The following is an 18,643-nucleotide window of genomic DNA, read 5'->3' on the forward strand; positions in this document are numbered from 1 at the left end:
GTATGGCCTCCAAGCCAAATGACTCTGTGCGCTTCCGCGCATATTGCCACCAGACACTTCTTTGGAGTAGCCGGTTTGCGGCTGCCACTTCACCGCGCACCAGCGCTATCACCCCACTACGCTGCAGGCCAGACAACAGGGAAAAGCGGGTGCTCCATCGTCGCGCCTTCTGGCAGCGTCTGCGCGAGACCCGGAAATTCCGGCGAAGTACGCCAACGTCGCGGCGCATGCCGAACATCGTCTCCAATAAAGCGGATCGAGAACGCACGCCGCCGTGTCTGGCCACTCACACCGCCAGACGCATGCAGCGTCAGCATGTTGAAACACACCATATCCCCCGGTTCCAGCGCCCACCCAATGATCGGATACGCCCCCCGGTCAGCTTCAATATCCGGCAGGTCTGCCAGACTGCCCTCTGGAAACCACTTCGCCTGATTGTCCATGAACGTACGCGGCATCAGCCACGGCCCAAGATGCGACCCCGCAACAAACTCCAGCCTCGATTCCTGCGAGACAGGATCGACTGGAATCCACATGCTGACGTTATCGCGGCCAGTGATGTTGTAGTAAGGCTGGTCCTGATGCCAAGGCGTACGCTGCCGGGTATTCGGCTCCTTCACCAGCAGATGATCGTGGTAAAGCCGTATCGTCTCGCTCCCCAACAGCGCCGCGGCAACCGCGGGGGCCGCCGAATGAAAAATAAACTGGCGATACGCGTCGTTCTCCTGCCAATTACAGAAGTCTTCGAAGAACCAGCCCGGATCGTCGGGACGGCTGGCAACCTTCGCACGCGGACCAGGCGCTTGCAGGTTGCTATCGATACCGCCACGCAACAAGGCGACTTCTTCCTGCGTGAATATCTGGCGGATACAAACCGCGCCATCGCGGTGAAAGTCTTCCACCAATTGCGGCGTGACGGCCCGCTCAAGACGGGCGGTTATAGTCTCCAACATGCGTGACTCCCTACGAGAAAAAATGGGCTGAGTCCTGACGCTCAATCGCCGTAAATATCGAAATTGAAGTACTTTGCAGCCACCTTTTGATACACACCGTCCTGACGTATCGCGGCAATGGCCTGGTTGATCTGCGTTTCCATCGGCGTGTCGCCCTTTCGTATGCCAATGGCGACATCGCCCGCTACGCGGCTGTCCCCCACCGGCTTGCCCACCAGTGCGAAGCCCTTGCCTTGCGGCGTCTTCAGAAAGCCGAAGTCAGCTTGCACGGCGGCCTGAAATGCTGCATCGAGACGATTCGTCACGAGGTCCTGATAGATCAGATCCTGCGTCTGATACGACACCACCGTCACATTCTTCGGCGCCCACTCCGCATTCGCATAGCTCTCCTGTGTCGATCCCTGCACAACTCCCACGCGTTTACCCTGCAACGCCTGCGCGGTAGGTTGAAGATTCGAGCCCGCGCGCGCAATCAAGGCCGAGCTGCTGCTGTAAAGACGGTGGCTGAAGTCAATCTGCTGACGCCGCGCCGGCGTAGCCGACATCGCGGAGAGTATGGCGTCGAACTTGCGCGCCTTGAGCGCCGGGATCATGCCGTCGAAGTTCTGCTCGACCCACACGCATTTCTGATGGAGCTGCGCGCAGATCGCGTTGCCCAGGTCGATATCGAAACCCGTGAACGTTCCATCGGGCGCCTTCGACTCGAACGGCGGATAGCTGGGATCAACGCCGAAGCGAATGGCGTCTTTGTCCTGTGCAAGAACAGCAAGGGGCAACATCGCCAGTGCGCAAAAGGCTGAAAGCGTTACGTGTTTCATGGAGTTCCCCGTCGGAGTTGAATCAATTTGAGCGGTCGGTGATCCGGCTTGCGTTCTATGCGATGTCGAGCGGTGCAGCGTTGCGCGAGACGATCATCCCCCGCAGCGCGAACACGAATGTGCCACACGGATGCTTCGCCAACACCGGATACCCATGGGTGCGAGACGCGGCTGGATCAGTTCGGCGCGGCTGGCGAGCATGTCGATGGAAGCAGTCATTCTCGTAAGTCCGTGGTGAGCGTTGGAACTTGATCGGGTGACGCTACCGTAGCGCGACAGAAAACGGGACGGGAGAGCTAGAATCGTGAACATGGCAACCAGAGGTGAACACCCCGCGCAAACCCGTCTTTTATCATTGAGGGCGTATGAAACTTCATCAAATCCGCACGCTTATCGCCATTGCCGAAGCAGGCGGCGTGCGCGGCGCGGCGCGCGTTTTGAAAGCCTCCCCGGCGGCTATCACCAAGAGCCTGCGCCAACTTGAGGAAACGGTGCAGATGTCGCTGGTGGTGCGCACGTCGTCAGGCGTCACGCTCACGGAGAGCGGCCAGGCGCTCCTCGTTCACGCCCGATTGATCTACGGACAGATGACCCGCGCCCAGGAAGCCATGAACGCCCTGCGGGGCGCCACGCAGGGCAAGCTCACCGTAGCGGTCACCCCGTGGATCGCCATGACGTTCCTGGCGGACACGGTCACGCGCTTTTGCGAGCGCATGCCCGATATCCGCCTGGAATTCTTCGAGGGATTGTTGTCGATAGCCAATCCGCGCCTGCGCGACGGCAGCCTCGACTTCTTTATCGGCCGACCGGAGCCTGGGGCGTTCGGTGTTGAATTTCAGTATCGGCCATTGTTTTCGTCGACTTGCGCGCTCGTTGCTCGCGAGGGACATCCGCGAGCGAATTGCCATTCATTGGCGGATCTCAGCGATCTGGACTGGGTGTTGACGTGGGATCCGTTGAGCGAAAATGCGCTCGTAGACAACATGTTCACCCGATACAACGTACCCGTGCCGCGAAAGATTCATCTGACGCATTCTCTTTCGATTGCCATTGCGTTGCTCAAAAAGACCGACATGGTCAGCGTATTCCCGTGGCCGCTCGTCGAGGTCAGTGCGGCCAAGGAAGGCCTGTGCGCCATTCCGTTGCGCGAGCAACTGGACGACGCAATGGTCAGCGTCATCTCGCGCAGCGGTCATCCCGCGAGCGCCGCAGCCGAATGCTTTATAGAATGCATGATCGAAACGATTCGCGAGGGATGCGAATCGAGTTTGCCGGAAACACGCCACGTGCTGCAGTCAGTCGAACTGTTGATCTGATGGCGTGCCGGCAATTTGCGAATGGTTTGCAGGTCGACTGTCCGCTTCGGCCGGCCATTCGCAGATACATCGTCACGCTCAATCAGCTCCCCGCAAACTAGTCCAAAGGCGGAACGATTCCCTCGACCAGCGTCTTGCGCAGACGTGCGCGACGGCGTTCAAGGTCCGCTATCTGGCGCTCGATGGAGGCCAGCCGTTTGCGCTGCGCGTCGGTGGTTTCGGAGCACGAACTCGCGCCTTCGATCATGCGCATGCAGTCGGGAAAAGCACGGATATCAGCCAGGCTAAAGCCCGTCGCGATCATGCGCTGGATCTGCCTGACCTGCGTGACAGCCGCAATCGGAAACGTCCGGTAGCCATTGCTGGCGCGGATTGACGTGAGCAGACCGTGTTCGTCGTAGTGACGGATCGAGCGCACGCTCGCACCGGTCCCGCGGGCGAGTTCGCCAATGGTCAGCAGGTCTTGCGTGATGGCTTGGGTCATGAAAAAGAATAACACTTTTTGCTTGACCCTCACATCAGTGTAAGGGTTGAGACTGGGATCTCATCGACCCTGGAGTACTGTTCATGCCCCGCCGCATTCTTCGTTACGCGCTCTCCGCCCTGATCGTCATGGGTACCTTATTTGCAGCGTCACCCGCCGCAATCGCCGATACAAAAAGCTATACCGTCACCGCACCGGACGGCGTCACGCTGGCCGTGCAGGAATCGGGAAGCTCGGATGGACCCGCTATCGTTTTCATTCACGGACTGCTCGGCAGCCACCTGAACTGGGACGCGCAGTTGAAAAGCCGCGAGCTTCAGCGCTACCGCATCATTACCTATGACATGCGCGGCCACGGCCTGTCGGCCAAACCAACGGACGCCAATGCCTATAGCGATGGGCGTCGTTGGGCGGACGATCTCGCAACGGTCATCGAGTCGTCGCATGCGCAGAAACCTGTTCTTGTCGGGTGGTCGCTGGGCGGCGCCGTCATATCGAACTATCTGGCGGCGTATGGGGATAGCCGCATTGCCGGCGCCGTATATGTGGATGGCGTGATCGAGTTGAAGCCGGACCAGATAGTGGCTCATCCGGCGGTGTATCGAGACATGAATTCATCGGACTTGAAAACGCACCTTGATGCCGAGCGCGTTTTCGTTAGCCTGTGTTTCCACACGCAGCCCGACAGGTCCACGTTCGAGCGTCTGCTCGCCAATGCCGCCTTGGCCTCGTGGGACATGCAGAGCGCGGTTCAGTCGATGACCGTCCCGGCATCCGAGGGTTTAAGCCGCGCCCAGGTACCCGTTTTGTTGATCTATGGCGCGCAAGATGCGCTCGTGAAGGCCAAGCCCGCGATTGCCCGTGCGTCGGAACTGGATCCGCGGATACAGAGCAAGCTGTACGCAAATTCGGGGCATGCGCCGTTCATCGAGGAGCCGGATCGCTTTAATCGCGACCTGTCAGCTTTTGTCGATACCGCTTCGCCGCGCTGAGTGGACAACCGCGAAAAGTGGCATTCATGGCGCAAAAAACGGCGCGCACCGTTAAGTGCGCGCCGTTGGTTCGGAAGTGTCATGCCCGGCGGCAAACCGGGCAGCTCACATCAGAATATGTTGCGAAGACCGATTGCAACGCCGGTCTGGTTGTTGCGTCCCGGAAAGTCTGCTTGCGCCGCGCCGGTGCCACGGATGAAGTCGACCGTGCCATACACTTCTGTCCGCTTGGACAGCGAGTATTCGGCAAGCAGCACGCCTGAGTAGCGCACGCCGCGGCTAAGTGTGGTTCCGTCCGCGTCCAGCGCATTGCGTGAGTGGTCGTAGTAGGCCGCCGCGGTCAGCAGCAACGGCGGGGTGACCTGCCACGTGGCGCCTGTGTAGAAGCCATCGTCAATGCGGTTGGTATTTGTCACGGGCGCCGCGAAGTTGGCCGCCGGCGAGTTTGCAGCCGACATGAAGATGTCGACCATGCCGGTGTTGTCCTGCGAATGCAGCCAGCCCGCAAAGGTCTTGACCGTGCTGAATGCATAGACCGCGCTCACGTTGACAACGTTGAACTTGTTGTTGTGTATGTCGCTGTTCTGCTGGAAGCCCGCATCCAGCGACAAGCCGCTGTAGGTGTACGAAGCAGTCACGCCGTACATGTTGCTCGCGCCAGTGCTGCCGGCCACGTTGCCGAAGCCGTACATGGCTTCAACATTCAGGCCGCCGAACTGGCCGTTGTATTTGACGGAGTTGTTCTGGCGCAGGCCGTAGCCAAGTGCGCCGGGCAACCAGCCGTCCTGATCGTAGTTACCTACGGTCAGCGGGTCGTAGACGTTCCCTAACTGATCGAACAGCGGCGTGTTCTGGCGACCCACGGTGACGGTGCCATACTGGTTACTCGATAGCCCGACATAAGCCATCCGGTTGAAGAGCGTATTCGCGCTCGCAAACTGGCCGTTCCAGAGGTTGAAGCCGTCCTCCAGCCGGAATACCGCGGACAAACCACCGCCCAGATCCTCAGATCCCTTCAAGCCCCAACGACTGCCGGTGATCGGGCCGACGCCCATCGCTACCTGGCTGTTGTTGTTTGCATCGGCGTTGGTGAGATAGCGGACGCTTGTGTCGACGATGCCATATAGCGTGACCGAGCTTTGCGCGAAAGCGGACTGAGCAGCGATGGCGAGCAGCGCGCCGCCGATTGCACCGATTGCGCTGGTAGTTTTCTTCACAGAGTGTCTCCCCTATTGATTTGTTGGGCCAACTGACGGTGTATGTAACGCCAGCAGTTCATGCGCGATTTTTGATCGCAAGCGCGATAATATTTCCTTCAAATTAAATCGGGATCTGTTTTCGAATGTTGTGTCTCCCGTTCACAACATCCGATTGACATTTACTGGAACGCTCTTGAATACCGTTTCGTCCTGCAGCCATGGAATCACCCATAGGCATCTGACGCATCGCAGCACCAATTGACATTGATCTCAAAGCTACTGTTTCCGGTCGCCGTTAAAATGCGCTGTTAGCGCACGGACTTGCGTCGTGCGCCCGAATCTTTATGAGGTTGTCTGCGCGGTCGCGATGCGACTCAATATATGAAACACATGTCGACAAGACCGCCGGCTTGCATCAAGGTCCCCCGAAAGACGGGTCAGTCGACAATCAGTTTTAATCCGACAGGCAGTGACTCTCCGAACACGCGCCCGGTGTCCGCGTTATCGAGCATCACGACTTCGCGAACCATATTGACCCACGCCGGCGGTGCGTTCGCGGCTTCGAGTCGCCGCACGACAGTCTCGCGGACCGGCTCCGCCAGATCCCTTGAACGGTCGCCCGTCATACGCGCGATTTGCGCGGCGGCAAACACGGCGGGCTCAACCTTTCTCCAGTCCAGCGCGAGGATTGCGTCCAGCCATCGGGTCACCACGTCCGCCGGCACGACACCATGCGCGCTGCCATAGAACGGCCGGCGTGCACCGATGCGTCCAATTGCCCACCAGCCCTGGTGATTTTCCGAGGGCCGCTGAAGCCGGACCAGAAGCTCTTCCGCAATTTCAATCTTGCGATCAACGGGGATGCGTTCAAGCGACGCGGAAAGACGAAGCATGTCCGCATGGCCGACCTTCGCAGGATCGAAGGGCAGCTTGTGCCGCTTCGTGCCCGCAGCAGCCTGAAGCCAGGCCATTGCATCGAGCACCTGAAGCTGTGCATCCTCACGCAGGCCACCTGCCGCGCGACGCCATAACGTCCACCATTCGGACCACACCTGGCCCTCGTTGACGTACTGGATGCCGTCATCGAACAGCGACCAAAGCTGTTCGATGCGCCATTCATCGAGCGGATAGCCAAATCCCGGCCGCACGCAGTATCCCGCCAGATTCAACCATAGGCGCTCATGATCTGCGGAACGACGCCGCCGGCTAGCGCGCTCCCAGAGCGCCCCGAACAGTTCGCGAAGCAGTGCGCTATCCCAACTCTGACGCGGCCCCAGTAGCTGTTCTAGTCCTGCACGCAGACGCTTCACTTCCTTGGGATCGACATTCGCCGAGCGAGCGCCGAACGTGCGGTCGATGAGTTCAATCGCTTTGTCGAGTGACGGATTTCGACTAGCCGCGGAGATGTCGTGTTCAGCATCGTCACGGCGCAACTGGAACTCGAGCAGCCATCGTTGCGAAGCGTCATCGGTTGCGATGCAGTGCATCTCCAGCCGGCCGAGTTCCGTCAGCGACGTCGTGAGTCTGACCCGTCGCTCGCGAGGTCCGCTTGCGTCCTGCTGCTGCACCACCGTTGCGACCGGCGGCAAGCGGACGAAGTCGCCCGTCGTGAGGTCGACAAGGTCGCCTGGCTTCCAAGCCGTGTCGGCGACGGTGGAAACCAGATGGAAGCGCACCGGTGCCCCAAGCCGCAGTGCAAACACACGATCCTCGAGATGGACCTCGTGGCCTTCTTCGGTTCCGCGTGACAACAGGCACACGCCTCGCAATGCCTGCGCGTTGTCCTGCGCGTCGTTATCAAGGACGAGGAAGTAGCTGCGTGGCGAGCCGCCGCCAATACGCGGCGCGTGTCCCGCGCGGGCCAGGCCGTAAGCGACCGCGCCACGCGCGACAGCAACGTCGGGATGGTCGTTTTGCAACACATGCAGAGGCTGCCCGCGCCACGTACCCAGCGCGCTCGCCAGACGCCGGGAGAGCGCTTCGGCCCGGAAGACGCCACCGTTGAGCAGCAAGGTATCGGGCATCGACGTTTGCGCAATATCCGATGCACCCAATGCATCGCGCGACTGCGCGTCGAGTCTTTTCAGAAACGCTGCGATGTGCCGCGTGATTGCCGCATCGGCCGCGTAGGGCAAGCCGAACTCGACGAGCGCGGCCCGCGACCGGCGAGGCAGTTCGTCCAGGCTGCCCATGGGAAAGAACCCTTCCACGATGATCTGCTCGACTTCCTGCCGGCTCAGCTCCGTCGTGCGTGCGCCGCCGACAAGCCGGGCCCCCGCACCAAGCAGCGTGATTGCGACGGAGTCGGGCGGCTGTGCGCCAAGCAATTGCTCCTTCGCGGCGCGGCATCGTTCGACGAGCTGGGACAGGCTCGCCGCCGACAGCCGCGTTTGCTCCTTGGCCAAACGCGTCTCGACCAGATGCGCGAGCGCAAGATCCATGTTGTCGCCGCCGAGCATCAAATGATTGCCGACGCCAATGCGGGTCAGTTGCGGCTCGCCGTCCTCAAAATGCACCTTGATCAGTGTGAGGTCTGTTGTGCCGCCGCCCACATCGCAGACCAGCACGAGGCGCGTCTGCGCGAGTTCGGCGCCAAGCGTCGCGCGATGATGAAACAGCCAGTCGTAGAAAGCGGCCTGAGGCTCTTCGAGCAAGCGCAGAGCAGGCAGTTTCGCAATACGCGCGGCCTCGAGCGTAAGTGCGCGCGCGCCGTCATCGAACGATGCAGGAACGGTTAGCACTACGTCCTGATCTTCGAGCAACGCGTGCGGAAAACGGCGGTTCCACGCGGCACGCACGTGAGCCAGATAGCTGGCGCTCGCGGTCACCGGCGAGACCTTGCCGGTGACCGCGAGCGCGCCCCACGGCAGAATCGGTGCAAGACGGTCGACCGACGCATGCGAGAGCCAACTTTTCGCGCTGGTCACGAGGCGTCCCGGCACCTGCGCGCCGAGCGTGCGAGCCAGATGTCCAATCACGGCCGGCTGCGTATCGTGCTTGTTGGCTCCGCTCCACGGTAATTGCAGATCGCCAGGCGCAAGCTCGCCCGGCGCCGGGTGATAGCGCACGGACGGCAACAGCTCGCGCGCGCCGACCTCGCCAAGACCCACAAGCTGATCGATATCGAAGATGCTGATTTCGTCAGACCCCGCCTCGACGTACGCAACGACCGTATTGCTCGTGCCGAGATCGATGCCGACGATGGTTCGCTTCATCGCGCTCAGGCGTTCGCGCTGCCGCGCACATCGAATTCGACTTTCCAGCGCTCGTTCGTGCCGCGCGGCACGGCTTCGAGTTCCAGTGTGCCGGCTTCAGTGATCCGTGCATGCAGCTTCACCGGCACGACTTCGCCGGGCGTACGTCCTTCGGGCGGCAGCGTAGCGTGGATTTCCTCCAGCTCCTGCAACTCGTCGGGCGACCAGTAGTCGAGCATCGTGCCGACCTGATCTTGCCGGCGTACCGACGAACCGAAGAAGCGGAAGTGCACGGGCTCCCCGACCACGAGGCCGAATTCCTGAGCCGGCAAGGCCGCGTCCGTGCCTTCTTCCATACCGAAGGGCGCGAGGCACAATGCCTGGACAGGTGGCTCCATACCGGGCACGGCCGGCATGGCTGACTCGATCGCAATATAGTAAGCGCGCGCCGTGCCGCCACGAATGCGCACGCCCTTGCCGCGTTTCACGTAGCCGTAGTACGCCGCGCCGCGCGCGACCGCGAGGTCGAGATCGGCGCCGCCCAAAAGGCGTGCTGGCGCCGCGCCTTCGGCTGCGAGCCAGCCGTTAAGGCCATCGAGAATGCGTTCGACGAGCAGCGTCGACTTGAACACGCCGCCGTTGAACAAGACCGCCGTGGGATGCAGGAAGCTCGCGTTCTCGACCGGCACGTGCTGCAGTCCGTCGAGATCGGCGAGTGCTGCGACCTGTCGGCCGAGGAACGCTGCGAGATGCCGCGTAATGCCCGCATCCTGCGCATACGGGAGGCCGAGCTGCGTCAGGCCGCCTCGTGCTCGGGTCACCGGCCGCGCCGATGCATCGACTTGCGGGAAGAAGCCATCGAGAATCGTCTGCGTGAGTTCGGCGCGGGTCAGTTCGGTGCGGATCGAGCCGCCAATCAGTTTCGATCCACGGCTCGGTACGACCAGCGGCACGGTATCTGTACTGCGGTCGGTCAACAGCGTTTCCTTGGCTGCCCGGCACGCATAGGTGAGCGCGCGCAACTGCCACGGATCGGCCTGCGTTCCCTGGGCAGCCAGCTTGCGCGCAACCCCATGCGCCAGCGCCAGATCCATGTTGTCGCCGCCCAGCAGGATGTGTTCGCCGACCGCGACACGATGCAACTCAAGATTGCCCTCACGTTCGATAACCGCGATCAACGACAGGTCGGTCGTGCCGCCGCCCACGTCCACGACCAGGATGATGTCGCCGACCTTCACTTGCTTGCGCCAGGCGCCGTCGCTTTTCTGGATCCAGCTATAGAGCGCTGCTTGCGGTTCTTCCAGCAGCGTCATGCGGGCGTAACCAGCCGCTTGCGCTGCCTCGGCGGTCAATTCCCTCGCGGCCGGATCGAAGGAAGCGGGAATGGTGACCGTGATTTCCTGTTCGCTGAACGGTGCGTCGGGATGCGCGTAGTCCCATGCTTCACGCAGATGCGTGAGATAGCGAACCGAGCTTTCAAGCGGTGAGACACGCGTGACTTCAGGCGGCGCGTCGCTTGGCAGGATCGCCGCGCGACGGTCCACGCCCGAATGACAGAGCCAGCTCTTGGCGCTCGATACCAAACGAATCGGCGTCCCTGCGCCTCGGCTGCGTGCCATTTCACCGACTGCGAAGTCGCGTTCGGCGGTCCACGGCAAGGCCAGGTCACCCGGCGTCAGTTCGCTCGGATGCGGCAGGTAGAGAAACGAGGGCAGCAGGTCCGGTGATTCGATGGCCCCCGGTGCGGTGAGCTGCGTGATCGGCAGCACGCCTTGACTGGTTTTCTCGCCGTCACTGGCGGAGAGATCGACATACGAGAGGGCGCAATGGGTAGTGCCCAGATCGATGCCGATCGAATAACGCGCCTCCGTCATAGTTCCACCTCGGCCTGTGCGATCACGGTTGCGTCGTGGGTCTTTGTCAACATCGGGAGCCGGACGTCTTCTACTCGCCAGCCGCGGTGACTAAGATTGCCGCTGAACGGCGGCTTGCCGACCACGTTGCCTGTCAGTCTGATTGCGGTCGCGTCGAAGCCATCGGCGAGCGTCACGCGGCTGCCTTCGGCCTCTTCTCGTACCGGGCGAATCGTGAAATGCTCGCGCAGCGTCGCGCGGCAACCGTCGTGCACAAGCCTCGCGGCGGCGCCGATGTCCGCATCGGAATAACCTGCAATGTCCTCTTCGACAAAGTCAACAAAGCGCGCGCCGCGCTGGAGAAGTCCGAGAAGCTGAAGCGCCGCGTCCGGGCTTGCCGCCTTGATCGTGGGAGCGACTGCTGCTGCGGGTTGGGGTGCGGTGACTGGCGCCGCCACTACTGCCCCGTCGCGCAGCCGACGCACTTGGGCTGCGAATTCGCGGTCACCCAGGACAGCGAAAAATGTTCCGACGGCCAGGGAAAGTCTGCCGAAGAAAGACAGGTTTGATTCGGTCATACAAAATTGCTCCTGTAGGCTCGCTTGAACAACGAGCTATCCTGCCGGCCGCTGGACAAGGCTCATTGAAAGCCTTGAAGGGCGAATGCCGGCATTTAATTCGTCAGCCCGATGGGGGCTAAAACCCGTATTTTGCCTTGATGTGGCCGAGAGCCGTTCAATATGCGAATGGTGGCGGTCTATTGTCGCCATTGCGATGCTGCCTGCGTGCGCGCGCGCATGGCTCGTGCCTGAAGGCATCGACACGCCGGTCTTGCCGCCTATGAAATTGAAAGCCGCGCGCATTGCGATGCGCCGCATGAAGGGCCATACGGGGTTGAGATTTGGTGCATGCGTAAGACCGGCAGGGCGCGGTTTCGGTCGCTGGAAACGAACGATCGACTGATGCCCGGTTTGGCGGCTAGTCGCCTTCGAAATCATCGGCCGCCTTACGATTCCGGCGCTCTTCGTTGGCACGGCGAGCGCGCACGCGCTGGCGCCACAGGACGGTAATGACCTCCCCCGTGGTCGCGCCAGCGGGGATTTCGTTGCGGATGAGATTCGGCACCATCGGCAGGCCAAGCCGCTGCCTTCGCAGAGCCCGGGCTATGGCCGTGCGGCACTCCTGCCCGTGGCAATCCCATTCGTCACGCATTTTTCTGCAGTAACGGCACTCGTTCATGGCAAATAGTTTAACTGTAAACCCTGATGGCCGGGACCGTCAGGAGTTGCAGACGGTCCCAGCCGTCACGTGCCAGGCCCTCGCATACAAAGATTCACGGCGGATCGACAGACACGTATTCGCGTCGGCGACTCCCCGTCATGCCGGGGAAATCCGGGTTCGCGCTAGTTAAAGTATTGACTCCCGTTGCCGATATTCAATCTAAGCACTGCCCCCGTTCAATTCGCCTTGTCTTTGCGACTTTCCGCTTCAGAGCCGCCACCATGGTTATGCCATTAGCTCTTTCGCGATGCAGGTTCCAACGGTTAGCTTTCAGGTGCGTCCAAAGTGCCCATTGACGCCGGGTCGTTCCATCCCGCAACCAAAAAGTAAACCTCAAGTGCGACGAATTGAGCTTGCCTCCCTTCTATCTGTCCTGCTCAGCGTCATTCTCATGTCGTTGTATGGTTGTCACCAGCAAGACCACACCTCTTCGAGCGCGAGCGCGCCGCCCCGGACCACCATCACTGCGCTGATATGGGCCCCAGATTGGCCAGAGGAAATGCTTCAGATTGCCGCCGAGTTCAGCAAGCTCAATCCAGACATACGCGTGAATGTGCAGTTCATGATTGGCAATTCAGTCGAAGAAAATATCAAGCCCCGGATCGCCTCCGGCAACTTGCCGGATCTGGTCAGTGTCAACCCTAACGCCTATGCGGCTGAATTGGCCGATCAAGGCATCCTGGCGGACGTCGGCGAAACGTCAGCATGGAACAACATGCTCGACCCTCTCAAGGGAGACTGGACGAGTCGCCAATCCAGAAAGTTTGGAATCTCCGGCGGAGTGGCGACGACGCTGATTTATTACAACCAGGACATGTTCGCGAAGGCCGGGATCACGGAACTGCCGACCAATTTCCGCGAATTCCTGATAGTTTGCGATAAGCTCAAACGTGCGGGTTTTACACCTATCATGTGGAACGGCGGCTTCCCTAACATGCTCGGCAACGGTCCCTTCAGTTTCGGCTTTGCCAACAATGTGGTGGCACGCGACCCGGATTGGAAGAAGAAAATCTCTGACGGCACGCTCGATTTGAACACGCCTCAGGTAGCCGATATCTTTGCGAAGATTCTGCTGATTGCAGACCGCGGATACGTACAAGAGGGGTTCATGGCGACGGACTACGATGAAGGCATACGCCTGTTCAAGGAAGGCAAGGTTGCGATGGCTTTCCACGGCAGTTGGGCAGCCGGCCTTTTGTTGCGCGGCAACCCCTTCGAGGTTGGCGTGTTTATTCCCCCCTGGAACGCGCCTGGCAAGCGGGTGGTGCCTGTGATTGGCAGTGAAACCGGGTTTGCGGTGTGTGAGACGCCCAACAAAGTCGCCGCCACTCGCTTTCTGGAATTCATCGCCGGGAAGGGATTCTCCATTCTCCAAAGAAAACGTCAGAACATTCCGCCATTCAAGCAAGTCGACGAAACAATGGTGAGCAATCCAAAGATTGCCGACTACACGAATAGGGTCAGCCATTTTTCCGTGACCGCTAGCCCGTACTATTCTGTCCTACCCTCCAACTCGATCGAGCGGTTGCATCAGTTGATGCAGGATGTGTTGTTCAAGAAGATCACGCCCAGGCAGGCGGCAAAACTCCTGGACGAATCTGTCAAGAACGAAGCAAAGATGCACTACAAATGAGCTCAATCATCGGTTCGCTGCGAAGCGTTTTCGAATACCTCTCCCTGGATCTGCTGCGCCGGGTCGAAATTCGCTACCGGCTAATCACCGCATTCATTTTGCTCTCGCTGCTGCCCATACTTCTTTCGGGATACTTATCGTATGTCGAGTCGAGTGCGGCGATCAGGGAGAAGGCAGAGATATTTTCGAAAGAGGTGGTCAGGCAGCTATCCAAGAACGTCTTGTTGCGGATGGAGCAGATCGAGACGGAAAGCAGCTTCCTTGTGCTCTCCGATCGGGTTCAAGGTGCGTTGACAAGGGTCGCAAACGGCAGCGCAAAAGAGCAGAGCGAGGCGCGCCGGGATATGACCCGGCTACTCCTGGAGCACTACGGATCGATTGATTTCATCAACCAGAAATACCTGCTCGACAAGAACAACCGCATCATGGACACCCAGGCGTTCGCGCAACTGACCCAGGGTGTGACGCATTTGGTCAAGCAGGCGCCCGATCATAATGGACACCCTTATTGGGGCAGTTACGACAACGGTGTTGGGCAACAAAACCTGGGGATGGTGCGGGCTATCATTGGCAAGAGCAATAATCGGCAGATCGGCAATCTGGTTCTGGTCGTTCGCCCCGAATATTTCTCGACAATTTTTAATGACGTCGCCTTGGGGAGTGGAACGGAAATCTACGTTCTCGATGCCAGTAGCAACAAGCTGATTGTCCGTGCAGACGACACATCCGCGAGTACCAGTGAGACGGCTGAACCAGGTCTGATCGATAAAATCGCGCATAACGAACCCTATGGCCAGCCCAGTGGTTTCGTCGCCTTCGAGGGCAAGCGCCGCGCGCGCTACTTTGCCGCGTACTCAAGGATTCCCGGCACGACCTGGTTTGTGGTCAGCACAATTCCCGAAGCAAAGTTGACGGCACAGGCACAGTCGGTGCGCGACCAGATCGTGCTGGTCGGCATCTCGGGCTTCTTGCTTTCGATCTTCCTCGCCTACTTTATCTCCCACAGCATTTCGGCACCGCTTAAGGAACTGGTGCGAAAGATGCACGATACGGGCAACGATGCGGGAGCCGAGGCTGAAGAAGACGCACAGGCGCTCACCGATGCCGACAGTCAAGATGAGTTAGGCAGACTGGCGCAGCGGTTTGAAAGAATGCGCGAGGCAATCAAGCAGAAAATCCAGAAGATCAACGAGATCAACTCCTCCCTTGAACAGACCGTCATCGAGCGAACGGCGGAACTCGTTACCAAGGAGCACGAGTCGCGCACGTTGATCGAGAATTCGCCTGACACGATTACCCGCTACGACCGGGACCTCCACCGCATTTATGCCAATCCCGCGTTCTGTACCTCGGCGGGGTGCAGCCTCGGCGAAGCGCTCGGCAAGCGCCCTTCAGAAAACCCCGGCGGCGCTAATGCGCTGATCTACGAGATGAAGATTCTAGACGTCATTTCAAGCGGGGAAAGTTCGCAGTTCGAACTGAAATGGGTCAGTCGCGACGGACAGGAACAGTGCACCCATATCCGCCTGACTCCGGAGATTGACCGGTCAGGCAAGGTGAGTTCCGTGCTGGCCGTTGGTCGCGATTTATCGGACCGGATGGCATTCGAGGCAACGATCTGGAAACAGGCCAATTTTGATGCGCTGACCCACCTTCCGAACCGTCAGATGTTTCATGACCGTCTCGACCATGAAGCCAGAATGGCGCGTCGCTCCGGAAAACGTATGGCCTTGATGCTGATCGACCTGGATCGATTCAAAGAGGTCAATGACTCCCTGGGACACGACACCGGGGACATCCTGCTGATCGAGGCGGCCAGACGCATCACGTCGAGCGTGCGCGAATCGGACACTGTTGCTCGTCTCGGCGGTGACGAATTTACTGTCATCCTGCCCAACCTGGACGACATCGAAAGCATTGACCGGATCGCAAAGACTATCATCGACAAGCTGGCCGAACCCTTCAAGCTCGGCCCGGACGAGGCTTTCATATCGGCCAGCGTCGGCATCACGCTTTACCCCGACGACACCAGCGAACTCGATGTCCTTTTCAAGAATGCTGACCAGGCCATGTATGCGGCCAAAAACGCCGGGCGCAATCGTTTCAGCTACTTCACGCCCGACTTGCAAGTGGCGGCAGAAAAGCGCCGGCGTCTCATGAGTGATCTACGCGCCGCCCTGCCCGGCGAGCAGTTCCAGATCTATTACCAGCCCATCGTCGATCTGGCGACTGGGGAAGTCTACAAAGCCGAGGCACTGATCCGCTGGCTGCACCCTGAACGCGGCACGATCAGCCCGCTGGATTTCATTCCATTGGCCGAAGACACCGGACTCATCGTTCCGGTCGGAGACTGGATGTTTAAACAGGCTGTGCAGCAGGCCCGGCAATGGCGCAGCCGATTCCATCCGTCTTTCCAGATCAGCGTCAACGTGTCACCGGTGCAGATTCGTCAAGACAGCCTCCTGTGTACCCAATGGCCCGACTATCTGAATCAGGAAGGGATGCCGGGGCAGAGTGTTGCGATTGAAATAACCGAGGGGCTGTTACTGCATGCCGAATCGAAGATTGATGAGAAGCTGCTGACCTTCCGCGATGCGGGGATCCGGATCTCGATCGACGACTTCGGGACGGGTTACTCGTCGCTGGCATATCTCAGGCGCTTCGATATCGATTACCTCAAGATCGACCGTTCATTCGTGCAGAACCTCGCGTTTGATGGAGACAATCAGGCGCTTTGCGAGGCGATGGTCGTACTCGCTCACAAACTGGGATTGAAAGTCATTGCGGAAGGGGTGGAGACGACAGAGCAACGGGATTTCCTCTTCGCCGTGGGTTGTGATTTTGCCCAAGGTTTTTTATATTCCGAGCCCGTTCCACCTGATCAATTTGAGGCGTTGGTATGGCCGGCTCTCACGGAGAGGCCTACCCATCATACGGCTGCTGCGAGCAGCATAGCCGACGCATGAAACACACGTGCCCGGCAACAATCGATAAAGAATCGACCCCCGCCGGGCACGCCTGACGTTCCGTTGCAAAGCGTCAGTTACAACCTGCCATCACGACAAATGATGCACCTCTTGCAAGCCGAATACCGGCGTTGGAATCCCCTCCATCCGCGCCTTGAGTTGCAGCGATAAATACTGCGAGTAGTGGCGCGATTGATGCAGGTTACCGCCATGGAACCACAACGCCTGCTGCTGCGTAGGTTTCCACATGTTGCGCTGCTCGCCTTCCCACGGCCCCGGGTCCTTGGTCGTATTCGATCCCAAGCCCCACACCTTGCCCACCTTGTCCGCCACCTCACGTGATATAAGATCCGCGGCCCAGCCGTTCATCGACCCATAACCGGTCGCGTACACGACCAGATCCGCTTCAAGTTCGCTGCCGTCGCTGAGCACGACCGAATGCTCTTTCAACTCGACTACATCCACCCCGCTCTTCAGCTTGATCTTGCCGTCCGCGACGAGGTCTGCCGCGCCCACATCGATGTAATAGCCCGATCCGCGTCGCAGATATTTCATGAAGAGGCCCGAGCCGTCATCGCCGAAATCAAGCATGAAACCGCGTTTCTCCAGCCGATCATAAAACTCCGCATCACGCTCCTTGATCGCGTTGTATACCGGGATCTGGAACTCGTGCAGGATCTTGTATGGAATCGATGCAAACGTCAGGTCGGCCTTCATCGTGGTCATGCCCGCCGCCACCGCGCGCTCGGAGTAAAGATCGCCCAGCGCCAGGTCCATCAGCGTGTTCGACTTGACTATGTGCGTGGACGAACGCTGAACCATGGTCACATCCACGCCCGCTTCCCACAGCGCCCCGCAAATATCGTGCGAAGAATTATTCGCGCCAATCACCACGACCTTCTTGCCCTTGTAAGCATCCGGTCCCGGATGTTTCGACGAATGATGCTGCTCGCCCTTGAACACATCCATGCCCTTGAACTTCGGCAGATTCGGTTTGCCCGACATGCCGGTGGCGAGCACGAGTTGCTTCGGCCGCAGCGTCAGTTTTTCGCCGTCGCGCTCGACTTCCACGATCCATTCGCCGGCGGCTTCGTCGTATCGGGCAGATGTACAGGTCGTCGATCCCCAGTAGTTCAGTTCCATCACCTTCGTGTACATCTCCAGCCAGTCGCCTATCTTGTCCTTCGGCGAAAACACCGGCCAGTTGTCCGGGAAAGGCAGATACGGCATGTGGTCGTACCAGACCGGATCATGCAGGCACAGCGTTTTATAACGAGCACGCCAGGCGTCCCCGGGGCGCTCGTTCTTATCGATAATGATCGCCGGCACACCCAGTTGCCGCAGCCGCGCTCCCAACGCAATGCCACCCTGCCCGCCGCCGACTATCAGGCAATACGGCTGCTTCTCATAACCCAGCGTCTCCAGTTCAGCCTCTCGATTCTCCTTCCAGCTGGTGCGGTCCGTACGCGCGCCGTGTTCAGCGCCCATCGACCGCCTGAACCCTTTCGGTTCTTCGTGGCCTTTGAGTTCAGTCATGGTCGTGAGCAACGTCCAGATCTGCCCGTCCTTCACGCGGATAAAACCCGTGCCGCGCGCGACTCCCGTCTCGAACGTGATCCACGCTTGCGTCACGCCGTCCGCTTCGGTCGCCGTTTCGTTATCGGCAATCTTCAGCTTTGATGGCTTGACCGTGTTCAACTGCGAATCGAGCATCGCGGCAATCTGCTCGCGGCCTTCCATCGTCTTGATGTTCCAGGTGAACGCGACAAGGTCGCGCCAATAACCATCGGGCTGGAATAGCGCAATGGCCGCCGCGGTGTCGCCGCTTTTTAACGCGGCTTCGAATGTCTCCAGGATGTTGCTGATGGTTTGATTCGGATTCTGTTCAGACATGGTCGCTCCTCCATGAGATACGGATCACTAAGTATCGGTTAAGAAAGACGGGTCTGTGCCC

The 18,643-nt window shown here is 59.6% G+C and carries 13 protein-coding genes; 4 read left to right on the forward strand and 9 right to left on the reverse strand.

Going from position 1 to position 18,643, the window contains the following annotated elements; translation table 11 throughout:
- Positions 1-116: 116 nt before the first annotated feature.
- Both ACSQ36_RS34175 and ACSQ36_RS34180 read right to left on the reverse strand, forming a co-directional pair.
- Positions 117-953, reverse strand: a complete 837-nt coding sequence (locus tag ACSQ36_RS34175) for a phytanoyl-CoA dioxygenase family protein (protein ID WP_436185483.1) — start codon at positions 951-953, stop codon at positions 117-119.
- A 41-nt stretch (positions 954-994) separates the two neighbouring features.
- Entirely contained in the window at positions 995-1,771 is a 777-nt protein-coding gene (locus ACSQ36_RS34180; protein ID WP_436185484.1) for an ABC transporter substrate-binding protein, read from the reverse strand.
- A 365-nt stretch (positions 1,772-2,136) separates the two neighbouring features.
- Between ACSQ36_RS34180 and ACSQ36_RS34185 the strand changes: the two genes are divergently transcribed.
- Positions 2,137-3,087 carry a LysR substrate-binding domain-containing protein gene (locus ACSQ36_RS34185; protein ID WP_213765201.1) on the forward strand — a complete coding sequence of 317 codons (951 nt, stop codon included), beginning with the start codon at positions 2,137-2,139 and terminating at the stop codon, positions 3,085-3,087.
- A gap of 97 nt (positions 3,088-3,184) precedes the next feature.
- Here ACSQ36_RS34185 and ACSQ36_RS34190 read toward each other — a convergent pair whose 3' ends face one another.
- Positions 3,185-3,571, reverse strand: a complete 387-nt coding sequence (locus ACSQ36_RS34190) for a MerR family transcriptional regulator (RefSeq protein ID WP_436185485.1) — start codon at positions 3,569-3,571, stop codon at positions 3,185-3,187.
- 83 nt (positions 3,572-3,654) lie between these two features.
- Between ACSQ36_RS34190 and ACSQ36_RS34195 the strand changes: the two genes are divergently transcribed.
- A complete protein-coding gene (locus tag ACSQ36_RS34195; RefSeq protein ID WP_436185486.1) occupies positions 3,655-4,563 on the forward strand; it encodes an alpha/beta fold hydrolase in 909 nt (302 codons plus the stop codon).
- Positions 4,564-4,673: 110 nt separating this feature from the next.
- On the opposite strand, the gene ACSQ36_RS34200 is transcribed toward ACSQ36_RS34195, so the two are convergent.
- The 5 genes from ACSQ36_RS34200 to ACSQ36_RS34220 form a co-directional block, all read right to left on the reverse strand.
- Positions 4,674-5,780, reverse strand: coding sequence for a porin (locus ACSQ36_RS34200; protein WP_213765202.1), 1,107 nt, complete (start codon positions 5,778-5,780; stop codon positions 4,674-4,676).
- A gap of 419 nt (positions 5,781-6,199) precedes the next feature.
- Positions 6,200-8,977 (reverse strand): Hsp70 family protein, encoded by a 2,778-nt coding sequence (locus ACSQ36_RS34205; protein ID WP_436185487.1) that lies wholly within the window; start codon positions 8,975-8,977, stop codon positions 6,200-6,202.
- A 5-nt stretch (positions 8,978-8,982) separates the two neighbouring features.
- A complete protein-coding gene (locus ACSQ36_RS34210; RefSeq protein ID WP_436185488.1) occupies positions 8,983-10,830 on the reverse strand; it encodes an Hsp70 family protein in 1,848 nt (615 codons plus the stop codon).
- Positions 10,827-11,387 (reverse strand): DUF2760 domain-containing protein, encoded by a 561-nt coding sequence (locus tag ACSQ36_RS34215; RefSeq protein WP_436185489.1) that lies wholly within the window; start codon positions 11,385-11,387, stop codon positions 10,827-10,829. Before ACSQ36_RS34215 ends, ACSQ36_RS34210 begins: the two co-directional genes overlap by 4 nt.
- Positions 11,388-11,787: 400 nt before the next feature.
- A complete protein-coding gene (locus ACSQ36_RS34220) occupies positions 11,788-12,048 on the reverse strand; it encodes a hypothetical protein (RefSeq protein ID WP_213765206.1) in 261 nt (86 codons plus the stop codon).
- Between the two features lie 433 nt (positions 12,049-12,481).
- On the opposite strand from ACSQ36_RS34220, the gene ACSQ36_RS34225 reads away from it, so the two are divergent.
- Together ACSQ36_RS34225 and ACSQ36_RS34230 are read left to right on the forward strand one after the other, a co-directional pair.
- Positions 12,482-13,723, forward strand: a complete 1,242-nt coding sequence (locus ACSQ36_RS34225; protein ID WP_436186445.1) for an ABC transporter substrate-binding protein — start codon at positions 12,482-12,484, stop codon at positions 13,721-13,723.
- The gene (locus tag ACSQ36_RS34230) at positions 13,720-16,689 is read left to right on the forward strand and encodes a bifunctional diguanylate cyclase/phosphodiesterase (RefSeq protein ID WP_436185490.1); all 2,970 of its coding nucleotides are present in this window, start codon (positions 13,720-13,722) and stop codon (positions 16,687-16,689) included. The genes ACSQ36_RS34225 and ACSQ36_RS34230 overlap by 4 nt, the downstream gene beginning before the upstream one ends.
- Positions 16,690-16,779: 90 nt before the next feature.
- Here the strand turns inward: ACSQ36_RS34230 and ACSQ36_RS34235 are convergent, their stop codons facing one another.
- Positions 16,780-18,582, reverse strand: a complete 1,803-nt coding sequence (locus ACSQ36_RS34235) for an NAD(P)/FAD-dependent oxidoreductase (RefSeq protein ID WP_213765208.1) — start codon at positions 18,580-18,582, stop codon at positions 16,780-16,782.
- Between the last annotated feature and the right edge of the window lie 61 nt (positions 18,583-18,643).

Source organism: Caballeronia sp. LjRoot34, from assembly GCF_964253815.1.
Taxonomy (GTDB): domain Bacteria; phylum Pseudomonadota; class Gammaproteobacteria; order Burkholderiales; family Burkholderiaceae; genus Caballeronia.